This window comes from Rhizobacter sp. P2_D12 (assembly GCF_056404395.1).
In genome coordinates this window covers 1-14,894 of sequence record NZ_JBFUEB010000049.1, presented here as the reverse complement: position 1 = coordinate 14,894, position 14,894 = coordinate 1, and the positions used below count along the sequence as shown (strand labels likewise).

General features: G+C 68.5%; 22 protein-coding genes. 11 read left to right on the top strand and 11 right to left on the bottom strand.

Annotated elements, in window-relative coordinates:
• Positions 1-2: 2 nt before the first annotated feature.
• Positions 3-398, top strand: coding sequence for a DUF427 domain-containing protein (locus tag AC1DYN_RS17230; RefSeq protein ID WP_477961679.1), 396 nt, complete (start codon positions 3-5; stop codon positions 396-398).
• Between the two features lie 242 nt (positions 399-640).
• Positions 641-841, top strand: coding sequence for a hypothetical protein (locus AC1DYN_RS17225; RefSeq protein ID WP_477961677.1), 201 nt, complete (start codon positions 641-643; stop codon positions 839-841).
• A gap of 80 nt (positions 842-921) precedes the next feature.
• On the opposite strand, the gene AC1DYN_RS17220 is transcribed toward AC1DYN_RS17225, so the two are convergent.
• Together AC1DYN_RS17220 and AC1DYN_RS17215 are read right to left on the bottom strand one after the other, a co-directional pair.
• Complete coding sequence (locus AC1DYN_RS17220) at positions 922-1,356, bottom strand: DUF4431 domain-containing protein (RefSeq protein WP_477961676.1); 435 nt, start codon at positions 1,354-1,356, stop codon at positions 922-924.
• Positions 1,350-1,973, bottom strand: coding sequence for an NIF family HAD-type phosphatase (locus AC1DYN_RS17215; RefSeq protein WP_477961674.1), 624 nt, complete (start codon positions 1,971-1,973; stop codon positions 1,350-1,352). The genes AC1DYN_RS17220 and AC1DYN_RS17215 overlap by 7 nt, the downstream gene beginning before the upstream one ends.
• Positions 1,974-2,178: 205 nt before the next feature.
• On the opposite strand from AC1DYN_RS17215, the gene AC1DYN_RS17210 reads away from it, so the two are divergent.
• The gene (locus AC1DYN_RS17210; protein ID WP_477961672.1) at positions 2,179-3,018 is read left to right on the top strand and encodes a ParB N-terminal domain-containing protein; all 840 of its coding nucleotides are present in this window, start codon (positions 2,179-2,181) and stop codon (positions 3,016-3,018) included.
• Here AC1DYN_RS17210 and AC1DYN_RS17205 read toward each other — a convergent pair.
• The 5 genes from AC1DYN_RS17205 to AC1DYN_RS17185 are packed head-to-tail and all read right to left on the bottom strand — an operon-like array spanning position 3,015 to position 5,599.
• Entirely contained in the window at positions 3,015-3,641 is a 627-nt protein-coding gene (locus AC1DYN_RS17205) for a LysE family translocator (RefSeq protein WP_477961670.1), read from the bottom strand. The two genes, AC1DYN_RS17210 and AC1DYN_RS17205, sit on opposite strands and share 4 nt — an antisense overlap.
• 52 nt (positions 3,642-3,693) lie before the next feature.
• Positions 3,694-4,167, bottom strand: a complete 474-nt coding sequence (locus tag AC1DYN_RS17200) for a hypothetical protein (RefSeq protein ID WP_477961668.1) — start codon at positions 4,165-4,167, stop codon at positions 3,694-3,696.
• A gap of 10 nt (positions 4,168-4,177) precedes the next feature.
• On the bottom strand, positions 4,178-4,630 hold the full coding sequence (locus AC1DYN_RS17195; protein WP_477961666.1) for a GNAT family N-acetyltransferase: 453 nt from the start codon (positions 4,628-4,630) through the stop codon (positions 4,178-4,180).
• A 13-nt stretch (positions 4,631-4,643) separates the two neighbouring features.
• Positions 4,644-5,390, bottom strand: a complete 747-nt coding sequence (locus tag AC1DYN_RS17190) for a hypothetical protein (protein ID WP_477961664.1) — start codon at positions 5,388-5,390, stop codon at positions 4,644-4,646.
• Entirely contained in the window at positions 5,387-5,599 is a 213-nt protein-coding gene (locus tag AC1DYN_RS17185) for a hypothetical protein (RefSeq protein ID WP_477961662.1), read from the bottom strand. The genes AC1DYN_RS17190 and AC1DYN_RS17185 overlap by 4 nt, the downstream gene beginning before the upstream one ends.
• 121 nt (positions 5,600-5,720) lie before the next feature.
• On the opposite strand from AC1DYN_RS17185, the gene AC1DYN_RS17180 reads away from it, so the two are divergent.
• Positions 5,721-6,431, top strand: a complete 711-nt coding sequence (locus AC1DYN_RS17180; protein WP_477961660.1) for a hypothetical protein — start codon at positions 5,721-5,723, stop codon at positions 6,429-6,431.
• 14 nt (positions 6,432-6,445) lie between these two features.
• On the opposite strand, the gene AC1DYN_RS17175 is transcribed toward AC1DYN_RS17180, so the two are convergent.
• Together AC1DYN_RS17175 and AC1DYN_RS17170 are read right to left on the bottom strand one after the other, a co-directional pair.
• The gene (locus AC1DYN_RS17175) at positions 6,446-7,405 is read right to left on the bottom strand and encodes a caspase family protein (protein ID WP_477961659.1); all 960 of its coding nucleotides are present in this window, start codon (positions 7,403-7,405) and stop codon (positions 6,446-6,448) included.
• A 37-nt stretch (positions 7,406-7,442) separates the two neighbouring features.
• Complete coding sequence (locus AC1DYN_RS17170) at positions 7,443-7,805, bottom strand: hypothetical protein (RefSeq protein ID WP_477961658.1); 363 nt, start codon at positions 7,803-7,805, stop codon at positions 7,443-7,445.
• A gap of 112 nt (positions 7,806-7,917) precedes the next feature.
• On the opposite strand from AC1DYN_RS17170, the gene AC1DYN_RS17165 reads away from it, so the two are divergent.
• Together AC1DYN_RS17165 and AC1DYN_RS17160 are read left to right on the top strand one after the other, a co-directional pair.
• Positions 7,918-8,364 carry a hypothetical protein gene (locus AC1DYN_RS17165; protein WP_477961656.1) on the top strand — a complete coding sequence of 149 codons (447 nt, stop codon included), beginning with the start codon at positions 7,918-7,920 and terminating at the stop codon, positions 8,362-8,364.
• 68 nt (positions 8,365-8,432) lie between these two features.
• The gene (locus AC1DYN_RS17160; RefSeq protein WP_477961654.1) at positions 8,433-9,464 is read left to right on the top strand and encodes a hypothetical protein; all 1,032 of its coding nucleotides are present in this window, start codon (positions 8,433-8,435) and stop codon (positions 9,462-9,464) included.
• Here the strand turns inward: AC1DYN_RS17160 and AC1DYN_RS17155 are convergent.
• Entirely contained in the window at positions 9,436-9,831 is a 396-nt protein-coding gene (locus tag AC1DYN_RS17155; protein WP_477961652.1) for a PPC domain-containing DNA-binding protein, read from the bottom strand. The two genes, AC1DYN_RS17160 and AC1DYN_RS17155, sit on opposite strands and share 29 nt — an antisense overlap.
• Positions 9,832-9,932: 101 nt before the next feature.
• On the opposite strand from AC1DYN_RS17155, the gene AC1DYN_RS17150 reads away from it, so the two are divergent.
• From AC1DYN_RS17150 to AC1DYN_RS17130, 5 genes are read left to right on the top strand one after another with little or no spacing between them, the layout of a single operon-like run.
• Positions 9,933-10,607 (top strand): DUF3348 domain-containing protein, encoded by a 675-nt coding sequence (locus AC1DYN_RS17150; protein WP_477961651.1) that lies wholly within the window; start codon positions 9,933-9,935, stop codon positions 10,605-10,607.
• 2 nt (positions 10,608-10,609) lie between these two features.
• A complete protein-coding gene (locus AC1DYN_RS17145) occupies positions 10,610-12,475 on the top strand; it encodes a coiled-coil domain-containing protein (protein ID WP_477961649.1) in 1,866 nt (621 codons plus the stop codon).
• The gene (locus tag AC1DYN_RS17140; protein ID WP_477961647.1) at positions 12,475-13,125 is read left to right on the top strand and encodes an OmpA family protein; all 651 of its coding nucleotides are present in this window, start codon (positions 12,475-12,477) and stop codon (positions 13,123-13,125) included. The genes AC1DYN_RS17145 and AC1DYN_RS17140 overlap by 1 nt, the downstream gene beginning before the upstream one ends.
• Entirely contained in the window at positions 13,125-13,748 is a 624-nt protein-coding gene (locus tag AC1DYN_RS17135) for a DUF2894 domain-containing protein (RefSeq protein ID WP_477961645.1), read from the top strand. Before AC1DYN_RS17140 ends, AC1DYN_RS17135 begins: the two co-directional genes overlap by 1 nt.
• A 2-nt stretch (positions 13,749-13,750) precedes the next feature.
• Complete coding sequence (locus tag AC1DYN_RS17130; protein ID WP_477961643.1) at positions 13,751-14,254, top strand: septation protein IspZ; 504 nt, start codon at positions 13,751-13,753, stop codon at positions 14,252-14,254.
• 464 nt (positions 14,255-14,718) lie between these two features.
• On the opposite strand, the gene AC1DYN_RS17125 is transcribed toward AC1DYN_RS17130, so the two are convergent.
• Positions 14,719-14,894: ATP-binding protein (locus AC1DYN_RS17125; protein WP_477957883.1), on the bottom strand; the 176-nt coding region annotated here is incomplete at its 5' end.

Here is a 14,894-nt window from a genome sequence, read left to right as displayed (position 1 = left end):
CCATGGGCAAGTCACCCGGACATCAACAGCATCCCGAGCACCACGTGCGCGAATCGCGGGTGCCGAACAAGGTGCGCGCCACGCTGGACGGCGAAGTGATCGCCGAATCGGCCGACGTGATCCGCGTCGACGAGGACGGCATGCCGCCGCGCTATTACTTTCCACGCAACGACGTCTGCGTCGCCAAGCTCGACCGCACCGAAAGCAGCTCGCGCTGCCCGTTCAAGGGCGTGGCCACGTACTACAGCATCACCCAGGGCAAGCGCCAGCTGGAGGACGCGGTGTGGTCGTACGAGGATCCGTACGACGAGCATGCTGCGCTGAAGGGCCGACTGGCCTTCTATGACGACAGGCACCCGGTGATCCACGTGCACGAGCTGTCGACCGCGGCGGCGTAACGGGAGGGCACGGATCGGGAGACGGACCGCGCCGACGAGACCCCTGGCACGCCGGATGGTTGAGGGTTTACCCTGAGTTGAGTCGAGCCCCAACTGCATTCATCCAGGAATTTTTTCCAACCGACGTGCATGAACGACTGATCGACCTGTCGACACCCGACCCGATGCACGTGCCCCTGCGGGGCCTGGACAAGGCGGCGCGCTCGTCTATACTGTACATTCATACAGTATCGAGACGACCGATGAACGCGCCGCTGCTCCCCGAGATTCTCCGTTTGCGGGAAGACTCGCCCCAGGTGGCGCTGCCGCTGGCCACCGCAGGCGTGCTGCGCTACGTTTGGGAAAGCCGGTTCGGCTCGATGCTCATCGAAGTGGTCGACGACGTCGCCTATGTGAATGGCGAGCGGGTCGACCACGCACCGCCAGGAGCCTCGACACCATGAACCCCATGCGCCAGAACTACTGCCCGCCGCGTCGCACGATGCCTTCCTGGCTGCGCAAGGTGTGGGCCTGGCTCTAGCCGTCAGCGCGCCGGGCCGGACACCTCGAACTCGGTCACGTTCATCATGATCTTGCGGCTGTGCCATGCCGTGTGGCCATGGAACAGCGTCCCGCGGACCACCGCGCCGCGCGACTTGAGCGAGACCAGCTTCTTGTCGAGTTGGGGGTTCGATGCAAACAGCTGCACCTCGAAGATGCAGGTCTCGGGCACGTTGACAGGGTTCTTCGGGCCGACCTCGCCCGCCACGGCGATGGGCTGGTGCAAGCGCAGCACCGGGTAGGTAAGCCGGGTGCCATTCGGATGCCGGGAACGGGCGACGAACACGCGACCGGCCAGTTCGACACGCGTGGGCTCGTACTCGACCGACCGGCTGGACGTGCACCCGCTTTCCGTCGCCGGCGCGGCGAAGCAGCCGGCTGCCGTCCAGAGGATGAGCGAGGCGGCGCCTTTCAGCATGGCGGGGCGACGCTTTCCCTGGGCGCCTGGCCTGGATCGCTGACCGCCCGCCTCCATCCGCGCTTCTCGACCGCGCGGACATTGGGCACTTCCGCCAGGTGGTCGAGGTAGCGCATGAGCGCGAGCAACTCGTCGTCGCTTTCGTCACCCGTGAATTCGCTGACGGTGACGAGGTTCCCGAAGCTGCGCGCGTACTTTGCAGGCGTGTCATCGACCGCGACGATGGATTCGAGCCGGTAGCCCTTGGCCTTGAGCTTCTCCAGCTTCTTGATCGTCTGGTAGCCCCCGCTGATCCAGTCGCGGGTGGTGGTGCAGCGCTGGCTTGTCCAGACGAACTCCAACGCATCCTTCGGGAACAGGTGGTCGACCACCTGGGCGGCGTATTGCGCGCCGGACGACGTCCAGACGCCGACGCGGAATCTCTGCCGCACGTGCGCGATGAACGCATGGACGTGAGGCCGCTCGTAGACGTGGTACGGGCCGACCCTGAAATGCGCCTGCCGCGGCAGCTCGAACTCGCTGGCGTGCACGAGGGTTTCGTCGAGATCGAGGACGAGCAGCTTCCGCTCATCGCCGAGCGGCCGGGGCGGGGGCTGAAGCCCGTGAGGTCTCGTCATTGCGGCCTGCCGGCGACGCGCGCCAGCGCCGTCCAGATCAGCGCGAACGCCAGCAACTCGGCAGGAATTTCCAGAAACTCCACGGCTCTCGCTCCCGATGTGATTCCACGTGTCCGCGCCATTGTCGGCCGGCCCCCCCCGGGCGTCCACGCCATCGCATTGCCTACAATGCGCGCCCTCTTGCATCACCCCGGATCCCGTGCCCATGGACGTCGTCGTCAACGAAGAACTCAAGGCCTACATCGACCCGTTGACCGCGGATGAACACGACGCGCTGGAGCGCAGCATCCTGGCCGAAGGCTGCCGCGATGCACTGGTGCTGTGGGGCGACGTGCTGGTCGACGGCCACAACCGCTACGGCATCTGCCGCAAGCACGGCCTGCCGTTCCAGACGGTGCAGAACACGCGCTTCCAGTCCATCGAGGACGTGCACCTGTGGATGATCGACCAGCACCTGGGCCGGCGCAGCATCTCCGACTACCAGCGCGGCGTGCTGGCGCTGCGCAAGCGCGAGATCGTCGCCGAGCGGCGCACCCGGGCCGCCACGGTCCCGGCCCCTGCAGCGGCCGAGGCCCAAGCCACGCCCGTCGCCGCGCCGGCCCCGCTGGACACGCGCGAAGCCGTTGCCAAGGCGGCGCGCCTGAGCAGCAGCCAGGTGGTGCTGATCGAGAAGATCCAGAAGCAGGCGGCGCCGGAGCTGGTCGCGGCCGTCAAGGCCGGCACGATCTCGATCAACGCCGCGGCGGCGGTGGCCAGCCTGCCGGCCGAGGAGCAGGCCGCTGCCGCGTCGGCCGGCAAGGACGAACTGAAGCAGGCCGCCAAGCGCGCACGCGAGGCGAAGCGCAGGCCGGCGGCACCGGAGGCCACCGACGCATCACCGGCATCGGCCGGGACCGAAGACACCGTCGAGTCGCTGCGCGAGCGCGTGGCTGCCCTCAGCGCGGACAACGCGGCCCTGCGCCGGCAGGTCGCGCAGCTGCAGGAGCAACTGATGGCGCTCGACGGTGGCGCGCAACAGGCCGAGGATCTGTCGGCGCCGTTCTAGGCAGAACGCTTGGCGAACAAGGCCCACACGCCGGCCACCGAGAGCAGCGAGCCGCCCGCCAGGTTGAAGCGGCGCTGTGCCGCCGCCGACGAGACGAAGTCGCGTGCGGCCGACGCGAACAGCGTGTACACCGTGGCCGTCGTCGCCGACAACGTGACGAAGGTGGCGGCCAGCATCCACATCTGCGGGTGCGCCGGCAGGTCGGGGCTGATGAACTGCGGCAGGAAGGCCACGAAGAAGACGATGCCCTTCGGATTAAGCGCAGTCACCAGGTAGGTGTTGGCGAAGATGCGCCAGCGCGACACCGGCCCGTTGACCGCGGCCAGTTCGGCCGGCGACACCCCGGCGCGCAGCATCCGGACGCCGAGGTAGATCAGGTACAGCCCGCCCGCCCACTTGACGGCCGTGAACCAGAAGGCGGATGCCGCAAGCAGCGCCCCCAGGCCGAGCAGCGAGACGCCCAGCCCCGTCGAATCGCCCAGCGCGATGGCCGCCATCAGCGGCAGCTTGGCGCGCCGGCCGTTGGCCACCGAGTAGCTGATGATGGCCAGCGTGGTCGGGCCCGGCATGACGAGCAGGATGACGGTTGCCGCCACGAAGGCGAGCCAGACGTCGAGGTGCATCGGGAAGCTCCAGGGTGGGGAAGGAAGCGAGTATGCCGTGGCCCCGCGCTGCCTACGACTGGGGCTTGTGCTCGAGCCGCCACCAGCGCCGGCCGTCGGGCAGGAGGTCGGGCGTCGGCACCACCGCGAACCTGGCGGCCGATCGCGCGACAGGCTGCGGGTGGCCGTGGAAGTCGCCGTTCAAGCGCGCATGCCGCTCGGTTCGCTGCACGCGCCCGGCGAGCCTGAACACCAGCACGTGCTCGCCTTCCGACACCTGCGCCGGCATCGTCAGCCTGCATTCGAGCCCGCCCAGGCCGAGGGTGCGGCAGGACTGCTCGCGGATCGAGTAGGGACCGAAGATGAACAGCTCGTCCCACGCGGCGGTGGGCTGGACGGTCGCGAGATCGACTTCGAGCGGATGGTTCTTGTGCAGGTGTTCTCCGAGCGCGGCACTGAACTCGCCGGATTGCGAGCAACCGATGCAGGCAGCGGCCAGTGCGACGAGCGCGGCGACGGCCGCGGTGCGAGCAAAGGTGGAACTCATGTCGACAGGCTCAGCGAGCCCTGGTGTAGATGCTGGGATCGTAGCGTTCCATCAGGCTCAGCGGCCTGGCGGGGGCCGTGAACCCGAACCGCTCGTACAGCCCGTGCGCGTCGCTGGTGGCCAGCGTGAAGCGGCGCAGCCCTTGCAGCTGGGGGTGCGCTGCGATGGCTTGCATCAGCCCTCGCGCGAAGCCGTGGCCGCGGTGCTCGGGCAACACGAAGACGTCGACCAGGTTGGCGAAGGTCGCGTAGTCAGAGATGACCCGTGCGAAGGCGACCTGGCTCGCGCCGACAAAGCCGCCGAAGCACAGCGAGTTCTCGATGCCGCGGCGCAGCGTCTCCATCGGAATGCCCCTGGCCCAGGTGGATTGCTCGCTCAGGAAGCGGTGGATCAGCGGCAGGTCCAGCTCGGTGCGGTCGGTGGAGATGCGAAGGTGAGTGGTTGGCGAGGGGATGGCGTGCATGGGGCGCGAGTCGTCACTTGGTCCCCGAAGCATAGGCCTTGCTGATCCACGGCAGCATCTGCGCCGCATCGAGCACGCGGTTCAGGAAGCGCAGCCGCCAGGTGTTGATTTCGTCACCCGACAGAGGATCCTTGCTCGTGATCTGTCGCCGGTAGGCGGCCAGCACCTCTCGCATCGCATCGGGCGGTGTGTTCGACAGGTTCACCACCAGCATCGGCTGCCCCACGGCAGCGTCCAGCGGCAAGCGCGTGGTCACGAGCAGCGGCCCCTCGGACGCGGCCGAACCACAGACCTTCATGACCGCCGCCCCCCGCTCGGGGCGGCACACGCTGGCCGTCAGCCGCGCCGCCTGCCCGAAATCGTAGAAGCGCTGCATCAGCGCATTGGCGGTGGCCTCGGCCTGGTTGCGCGCCGGCGCCAGCGCACGCGCCGCCTCGGCCCGGCCCTTCACCGGGATCATGATCAGGTTCAGGTTCTCGCGCGGCATCGCCGCCTCGCCCGCCGCATCGGTGGTGACGAACAGGTCGGACAGCAGGCGCAGCGTCGAGCGGTTCGCGGTGCGCGTCAGCAGCACGGTGTACAGGCCGTAGTCGGCGGGCGGCGGGGTCGTGCGGTCCACCGGCAGGTACACGCTTTCGCGCACCTCGGGGGTGGTCGGGAAGCCCTTGCTGGGCGGCTCGGTGCCGGGCTTGACGGGTTCCGATTGGCAGGCGCCGAGCGCCAGGGCCAGCGCGAGGCACGCCGCACGCCACCGCATCATTTGTCGGCCCCTGCATCGGCCGGCGGCGCCGGCTTGCGCCGCAGCGACCACAGCTTGCCCACCACCAGCTTCAGCACCAGCGCCACGAAGACGAACAGGCCGGCCAGCTCGCCGGTCAGGTCGACGAGCGGGTAGAGCCAGTGGAACGCCAGGCCGAAGCACAGCGCCATGGCCAGCACGCCGACGATGGACAGCGTCAGGTCTTTCATCCCGCGGACTGTAGCGGCCCGGCATCGGTGCCGCTACCCCAAGAGTGATGCAGCGCCAACGCTGTTCAGCGCGCGATCCTTCGACTATGTTGAACCGAGCAAGACTCGACGGAGGACGGGAATGAACAAGCATTGGTTCGTCGCGCTGGCCCTGTGCCAGGGGGGTGCGRTGCTGGCACAGGACTCGGGCGTCAGCGTCTCGGTCGGCGTGCGCGCCTGGTACACCGAATGGACGACGTTCAACTACATCACCGAGCCGGACGGCGCAGGCGGCACAAGGAACACCGGACTGAGGCAGGTCTCGGCCACCAACAAGCTGGTGTCGATCGCCATCCTCAGCGTGCGCTACGGCGACTTCTCGGGGTCCATCAGCGCCTTCCCGTCGACGCAGTACTCGTTCTCCGACGACAGCAACGGCCCGCGCAAGGAGTACGACCTCAACCTCGGCTATGCCGTGCTGCCCGGCCTGTCGCTGACGCTGGGCTACAAGCAGGTCACGCAGTTCGGCGGCGAGAACCGCTACCGCCCCTCCGGCCCGCTGGTCGGCGCCACCGGCACCGCCGCGCTCAGCGGCGCGTGGTCCTTGTACGGCACCGTGGGCGTGGGACGCCTGAAGACGCCGGCCGGGGACACGGTCTCCTACAAGGCGAACTACCGGCTGACCGAAGCGGGCCTGGCGTATGCGTTGGACAGCGACGGGCTGCTGGCCAAGCGCTGGACCTTCACCGGCGGCTACCGCATGCAGGTCATGAGTTCGAAGGATGCTTTCCAGGGGCAGGACGGCCAGGACACGACCCAGGGCTTCACGCTGGGCGTCATCGCGACGTTCTGATCGCGCATCGCTCGTCAGTTGACGGGCGGCAGGATGGGCCCCGGGGGTGGGCGCGACTCGGGACAGGTGACGAAGCAGAACTCGCCGCTGAACGACGAATACGAGTAGGGCCTCTGGAGTTTGCCCAGGCGCTCGGTCTCGTCGACGACGCCGGCGGTCACCTGCTTCATGAACTGTTCGACCGTCACGCCGGGGGCACCGATGTTGCGGACGATGTGCTTGGTGAACGCCCCATTGCGCCCGGCACCGTCGGAGGCGGCTTCCCTCGAGGCGGTGGCGTAGAACACCGTCGTGCGAGGCGGCGCATCCTGGATCGCCGCGAGGCCATAGCTCGCCCGGGCCACGGTCTCGAGCGAGCGAACGAGAGTCGAGGGCGCGGACGTCCGCGGGCTCGAAGCGAACAGGTCGGTGCGGCAGGCGTCGAGGATGATCAACTGGAACCTGGCCGGCTTCTGCCCCAGGCTCTTGACGAGGTTGTCGATGCTGTAGAGCACCCCCCGCGGGTCCTCGGTTGCTGCCTTGACCGTCGCCTGGGTCGGGACCAGGAAGTTGGCACCGTTCGCCTGCACGCCATGGCCGGAGTAGAAGAACACGCCCACGGTATTCGGCCCCAGTTGGTCGACATAGCCCTTGACCAGGGCCTCGAACTCGTCGTGGTTGCGCACGTTGGTGTGGCACAGCGTCCTGAAGCCGAGCTTGCCCAGCGAAGCGCACATGTCGCTGGCGTCGTTGATGGGGTTGCGCAGGACCGGTGCGTTCTCGTAGGCGGCATTGCCGATCACGAGCGCCAGCTTCGGGGTGCCGGGCGCGGCGGGCTTGGACGCGCAGGCAGACAGCAGCAGCGCGCAGGCCAAGAGCACGGCGCGGCGAAGGAAGGCACCGGAAGTTGTCACGGGCAGGCGGGTCGAGGGAGCAACTTGCCGATGATGCGCGCAATGGCGCGCGGCTTCAACGCGCCGTAGCGTGCGCGTCATCAATCTTGATCATTGAAACCCGGATTGGCATCCGGGGTTACTGCCCCCACGAGAAGCGCCCCGCCATCGACTTGCCGTCGATCTGCAGCACGCCGTCGTCGCCTCGCACGGTGAGGGCAAAACCTGCAGGCAGCGCCGGGTCGCCCGGGTTCACGAAGCGAAGCAGCAGCGTCTTCTGCGCCGTGTCGAAGGCCTCGACCTTGAGATGGCGCATCGGGATCGCGATGCTGCGCGCACTGCTTGGCGTGGCGATGCCGAGGCTGGCGATGGCGGGCCGGCTGTCGCCGCCGACGACGATGTCCACCACATAGCCTTGTGCCTCGAACGAGACCGAGCTCGTTGCCACGGCGCTGCCGCACAGGGCCACCGCGACGACAGCCGCACACAACTTGTTTCGCATTGACCTCGCCCCTCGATCCGTTCGATGTCGTGCAGAACATCTTTACACACGCGCGGTCAACACGCGGGCTGCAAGGCCCGTTGGGGATGCGTCAACGACTTCAGGTTCCCCCATGCTGCATGCCCTCCGAAGCCTGCCGCGGCTTGCCGCCGCCGCCTGCCTTGCCCTCGTGCTGACCGCCTGCGGCGGCGGCGGTGACGACGGCTACGTCACCTTCGACATCGGCATCGAGGTGTCGGGCCAACCGATCAGCGGCGGGCACGTGCACCCCGGCCAATCGCAGGCCATCTCGATCTACGCCGGCGACACGCTGAAGCTCGATGCCAACGAGCCCGTCGTGTGGTCGCTCAGCGTCGGCGGCACCGAGGTCAGCGGCAGCGGCACCACGGTCTACTACGGCGGCATCGGCGTGACGCTCGATTCGCTCAGCTCGTCGCGCATCCTCGTCGACACCTTCTCCACCAGCGCCTTCAGTTCACCGGTGCCGCTGGTCTTCACCGCCACGTCCACGTACGACGCCGCCGTCGTCGCGACGGTGACGGTGTGGGTGTACTACTGAGGCCGGATCACGCGCGCTGCGTTACGCTGCACCGCCGGTCGCCCACCGACGACCGCCGCGGAGAAGGCATGGATATCACCTTGGATGTGCGCGCCCTGCTGGCGGCATTCAGTGCGACCGGCGTGCTCAGCGTCGCCGCCGCGCAATACCTCACCAAGCGGCTGCTCGACCATCGGCTCTCCAAGGACCTCAAAGACTACGACGCCGGCATCAACGAGAAGCTGGCCGTCCACAAGGCGGGGCTCGACCAGATGCTCAGCGACGCCAAGCTCGCGAGCGAAGCGCGCTGGAAGAAGGAACTCGACGACTACCTGGGCGAGCGCTCTGCCGAGCGCGACTACCGCGCCGAAGCGAAGAAGCGCCTGTACCTGGCCGTGGGCCCGCTGCGCTTCCAGCTGTTCGTGGCCGCCGCCGAGTTTGCCAACCGCGTCTCGCGCATCGGCGACGGCAAGTACAGCTACGACATGTCGCTGGGCGGCTACTTCGGCCAGAGCACCGTGTACCGGCTGGTCCGCGTGCTGGCGGTGGGCGAGCTCATCGAGCGGCAGATCGCGTTCGCCGATTTCGCGGTCGACCCGGAGATGCGCGTGCTGCTGAAGTTCAAGCGCCAGGCCTTCCTGGCCTTGTCCAGCCACCGCGTGTCGTTGGGTCATCCGCAGGAAGACTGGGGCCAGCAGACGCAGCACATCTTCTACGACGTGCTGGCCATCATCGCCTCGGCCCTGATCGTGCAGGACACGCCCACCTCGCCTTCGCGCGTGCTGAGGTTCGACGAGTTCGCCAGCATGGTCGCGGCCGGCAAGGGCCTGTCCGCGCTCGACCCCTTGCCGCGGCTCATCACCGGCTTCTCCATCGACAGCAAACCCATCCTGTGGCTGCGCCTGGTGGCGCTGGCGCAGCTGTGCGAGGGGCTGCTGGCACGGCTGGGCACCGACGTCGGGCTCGAGAGCGATGCCATCGACGTCGACGCCATGCTGCAAGCGACGCGCGACCCGCACGTGCTCGGCCACATGGAGGCCTACCGCGATGCGCTGGGAGGCTTTCGCAGCGCCGTGGACGATGCGCTCGTCGTCAGCGCCGCCGCACCACCAGCTCCTTGAAGCCGGTCGCGGCATCGAGCTCGCGCGACAGCAGCCAATCGAGCAGGAAGGCCACGAGGATCTCGGCCGTGGTGCGCACCACGTTGCCGTAGCCGGCATGGCCGCCATGGACCCGGCCCGAGGCATCGGAGACGGCCATGTGCAGGTGCGCGCCCGAGGGCGTGAGGCTGCCGGACAGGCTCAGCACCTCCAGCGGCCCGGCGATCGTGGCCTCGGTGGTCTCGCCCGCGAAGCGCAGCCTGGCCTCGACCAGGCTGCCGATGCCGGCCACGACGAAGGCCGAGCCCACGGCCTGGCCTTGCACGGCCTCTTCGAGGGCGCGGCGCAGGTCGGTGCCGGGGGAGAGCCGGATCGGCTGGAGTTGCATCGCGGGATTGTGCGTGACGGCAGCCGGGGCCCGCACCTGGGGGGTGGGCTCGGCCGGCGGGGTGGCAGGCAGTAAAATCCGCGGTTTTTCCGATTGGTACCTTGACTGGCAGCCTGGCGCGAACACCGCGCCGCACCCCCCTCACCGGCTCGGCGTTGATTCGCCTGCTTGCTGCGCTGGACGACGTCCACGCCCCCGCATCGAACGACAACTTTGCGGACGGCCTGTGTCGATGGTTCGACTGGACGGACGCGATCTCCCTGTCTGCGGCACTCGATGGCCCGGCGGCAACGCCCCAGGCCGGCTTGCCTGCGGCCGCGTCTGCGGGCAACGCGGCCAGCGCCGAAGACCGCGACTACCGCCGCGTGCGCGCCGCGCTGGCCAAGCTGGCCGCATCGCCGGCGCTGGACGCGGCGGACGACTTTGCGCCGCACCGCCAGCGCTACGCCGCCTGGCAGCAGGCGATGGAGGCGGCCATCCCGGCGCTGCGCCGCCGAGTGCGCGCGACGCTGGCCGGCGCCTCGCCCGCGATGGCGCGGCTGGCCTCGCTGGACACGGTGATGGACCAGGTGGTGGGTGCGCGCGAACGCGTGCTGCTGTCGACGGTGCCTTCGTGGCTGGAGCAGCGCTTCGAGCGGCTGCGCCGGGCCGCCCCCGATGGCTGGCTTGCCAGCTTCAGCCAGGACATGCGCGAGGTGCTGCTCGCCGAACTGGACCTCAGATTGCAACCGGTCGAAGGGCTGCTCGAAGCCCTTCGCGGGCCGACACCCTCTTGACCATGAACAGATTCCTTCATCACGCTGCCTTTGCCTGCGGCCTGGCCGCCCTGGGATGGGTGGGCGCCGGCTACATCGGCCACAACCCGCTGGCCCTGGCCATCACGGCGCTCATCGCCGCCTTCTACCTGATGGGGGCGCTGGAGCTGCACCGCTTCCGCCAGGCCACGGCCACGCTGGCGCAGGCGCTGGCCGACATCCCCGAGCCGCTGCCCGGCCTGCGCCCGTGGCTGGATCGGCTGCACCCTTCGCTGCAGAACACCGTGCGCCGGCGCATCGAGGGCGAGCCCGCCGGCCTGCCCGGCCCGGCCATGGCGCCCTACCTGGCGGGGCTGCTGGTGATCCTGGGGATGCTGGGCACCTTTTTGGGCATGGTGCTGACGCTGCGCGGCACCGGCACGGCGCTGCAGAGCGCGACCGACCTGCAGGCGGTGCGCATGTCGCTCGTGGCGCCGGTGCAGGGGCTGGGGTTGGCGTTCGGCACCTCGGTGGCCGGGGTGGCCACGTCGGCGGCCCTGGGGCTGCTGTCGGCGCTGAGCCGGCGCGAGCGCCTGCAGGTGGCACAGGCGCTGGACACGAAGATCGCAACCACGCTGCGCGTGTTCTCGCTCACGCACCAGCGCGAAGAATCCTTGAAGCTGCTGCAGCGCCAGGCCGAGCTGATGCCCGCGCTGGTGGATGGCCTGCAGGCCATGATGCAGGCGATGGAGAAGCAGGCCGAGGCCTCGAACGCGCGGCTGCTGGCGAGCCAGGAGACGTTCCACGGACGGGCCGAGGCGGCMTTCGTTGCGCTGGCCTCGTCGGTCGACCGCACGCTCAAGCAGAGCCTGACCGACAGCGCCCGCATCGCCGGCGCCACCATCGCCCCGGCGGTGGAAGCCACGATGGCCGGCATCACGCGCGAAACGGCCGCGCTGCATGCGGCGCTGGGCGACACGGTGCAGCGGCAGCTGGCCGAGCTGTCCACGCGCTTCGAGGGCAGCGCCACGCGCGTGGCAGACACCTTCGGGCAGCAATCGACGGCGCTGCTGCGTACGGTGGAGCAGGCGCATGCCGACCTGCATGCCGCATCGACTGCCCGCGAGCAGCAGCGCCTGGCGGCGATGACGCAGGCGATGGAGGCGATGGCCGGCACGCTGCAGCGCGAATGGCAGCAGGCCGGCGCGCAGACGCTGGCGCARCAACTGCAGATCGGCGAGACGATGGAGCGCACCGCGCGCGACATCACCGCGCAGGCCGAAGCGCAGGCCAAGGCGACGGCCGGCGAGATCGCCCGCGTGCTGCAGGTGGCGGCCGAGGCCCCGCGCGCGGCGGCCGATGTGATCGTGGAGCTGCGGCAGAAGCTGTCGGACAGCATGGCGCGCGACAACACGCTGCTGGACGAACGCGCCCGCATGCTGGAGACGCTGGGCACGCTGCTGGATGCGGTGCACCAGGCCAGCACCGAGCAGCGCGGCGCGATCGATGCGATGGTGGGCCAATCGGCCGCGCTGCTGGACCGCGTGGGCGAGCGCTTCAGCGAACAGGTGGACATGCAGGCGGACAAGCTGGCCACGGTGGCGGCGCAGGTGACGGGCAGCGCGGTGGAGGTGGCCAGCCTGGGCGATGCCTTCGGCGTGGCGGTGCAGCTGTTCAGCACATCGAACGACAAGCTGGTGGCGCAGCTGGAGCGCATCGACGGGGCGCTGGCCAAGTCGATGGCGCGCAGCGACGAGCAGCTGGCGTACTACGTGGCGCAGGCGCGCGAGGTGATCGACCTGAGCATCCTGTCGCAGAAGCAGATCATCGAAGACCTGCAGCGGCATTCGGGCAAGGCGGCAGCGGCCCCGGTGGCCGTGGCGGCGGCGGCAGCGGCGACGGCGCGGTGATGGACGACATCGACGTGGGCGTGGAGGCGAGCACGCCGGTGTGGGCGGTGTTCGGCGATTTGATGTCGGGGCTGCTGGGCGCCTTCGTGCTGATCCTGCTGTGCGCGATTGCGGGGCAGCTGGAGCTGGCGACGAAGCTGGACGACGAGGTGCGCAAGCACCAGCAGGAAGAGCAGCGCCGGCAGGCCCTGGAGCGTGCGCTGGCGGTGCCGCTGGCCGCGGGGCGCGTGACGCTGGACCACGGGCGCATCGGCATCAGCGGCAGCGTGCTGTTTGCGTTCAACTCGGCCGAGCTGCAGCCGGAGGGGCGGCAGTTGCTGAAGAGCCTGGCGGCGCCGCTGGGCGCGTACCTGCAGGCGCGGGACGAGATCCTGATGATCAGCGGGTTCACCGACGACCGGCAGGTGCGCGGCGGGAACCGGGAGTTTGCGGACAACTGGGAGTTGTCTGCACAGCGCGCGCTGACGGTGACGCGGGCGCTGATCGAGGAAGGGCTGCCGTCTTCGTCGGTGTTTGCGGCGGCGTTCGGATCCGAACAGCCGGTGGCGGCGAATTCGGATGCGGAGGGGCGGGCGAAGAATCGGCGGGTGGAGATGGCGCCTGCGCCGCGGCCTGCGCGGGGGAACGCCGCTGCGGCGGTTGCGCGGTGATGCGCGAGGGGATCGAATCGGCCATTGAAGCGCTGCGGGAGCGTGGGGCGGAGCGTGCGGATCCGGTGCGGTTTGCGGTCATCGAATCGATGGCGCGGCGGGCTGCGCAGCACGAGGGCGAGGTGCGGCGGGTGCTGGACGAGCGGCTGGCGGAGTTGCTGGCGGCCTTTGGCGATGGCACCGGCAGCGCGCAGTTGCCATCGATGGACGACCGCGAGGAAGGCGCCGCACCGCGCGGCGCGCTGGGCGTGCTGGTGGATCGCATCGGGCGCAAGACCGAGGTGGTCTCCACCACGAAGGCAAAGAGCGCCCCACAGGCTGTCGACACGCCGGCGGCGCTGGAAGTCTTGCCCTACCTGCGGCGCACCTGGTCGAAGCTGAGCGCCGAGCAACGGCTGGCGCAATCCCAATCGGCATTGCCGGAGAACGCCGGACCGCTCAACTCTCATCACCTGGTGCATCGCTCGCTGACCTTGATGCGCGATCTGTCGCCCGAATACTTCGAGCGGTTTGTCTCGCATGTCGATACATTGCTGTGGATCGACATCGCCAAGGGAGGCGGTGGCGTGGAAATGAAAGCCACGGCCTCGCCCACGCGACGCCCCACCCCTCGCTCGCCCTGACAATGACCGACAACAATCCGTACGCACCACCAAAGTCGCACGTGGCCGACATCGCAGTCGGCCCCACCCAGCCCACCCATGGCTTCAAGCTGGGCGCTTCCCTGTTCTGGCGGGTGTTGGTGCTGCAGACGCTTGTCGGCATGCCGTTGGTCCTTTGGATGTCTGTCTCGGATTTCGGCCAGGAGCTCAGGCTTGTGACGTTGAAGCCGACCATCGTCTACACGCTTCTGGCAGGCACCATGGCGGCTTCGCTTCAGATCTTCCGGCCTGGCCTGCTGTATTTCATCTGGGGCCATCGACTTGACCTGCTGCCCAGCGAGTGGCGCCGCTTCAGTTGGGCTTACTGCTGCGTCTACCTGGCATTGGCGGTGGCCAATGTCGCCATCGCGCTGCTGGCCCCGATGGCGGCGTGGGTCCAATTCAAACTGTTCGTCCCACTTCCGAGCATCCTGGCTCTGTGCTTGATCTTTCCTCGCTTTCTCGCAGAGTCGCCGCGCAGCCTGTGAGAGACACCACGGGTCAGTTGTGCTCGACTGCGTTCGCGGGAAGCGTTGCAATGGCTCGCTGCACAGGGTGAAGAACAGGCAGAGTGGACGAAGGCGGTCAGGAATGGGCTGGCCTCTCTCCGCCAGATTGAAGGGTCGCCCTGCCCGCTCGCCCTGAGCAGGGACTGAGCTTGTCGAAGGCCCGTGTCGAAGGGTGCAGCCGCAGCGCTCAATCCCAACACCCACCACAAACCACCCTCAACCGTGAGGATTGCTCGCACGGCCAACCCATGCAATGGTCAACCTTGGCGACGCCGGCAATGCATCGTCTTAAGTTGAGAAGCGACAACAGGGGGATCGCATGAATCGACGGCTGTTCTCATTGGGCGCAATCAGCGCGCTCGGCCTATTCTGTTGAGTTCCACGGAGAGCTGACCCGGGTTTTCCATCCAATGTTGACCCACCCGTTTTCGAGCCAAGCTGGCTCACGTTGTGGATAACTTCTTGGCTTTGGACTCCTTCTTGGGCAGTGTGGGTTGAGCGGAGCTGTTCTTGAAGCGGTAGCTGTCGTTGCCGGTCTCCAGGATGTGGCAATGATGCGTGAGCCGGTCCAGCAGCGCAGTGGTCATCTTCGCATCGCCGAACACGGTGGCCCACTCGC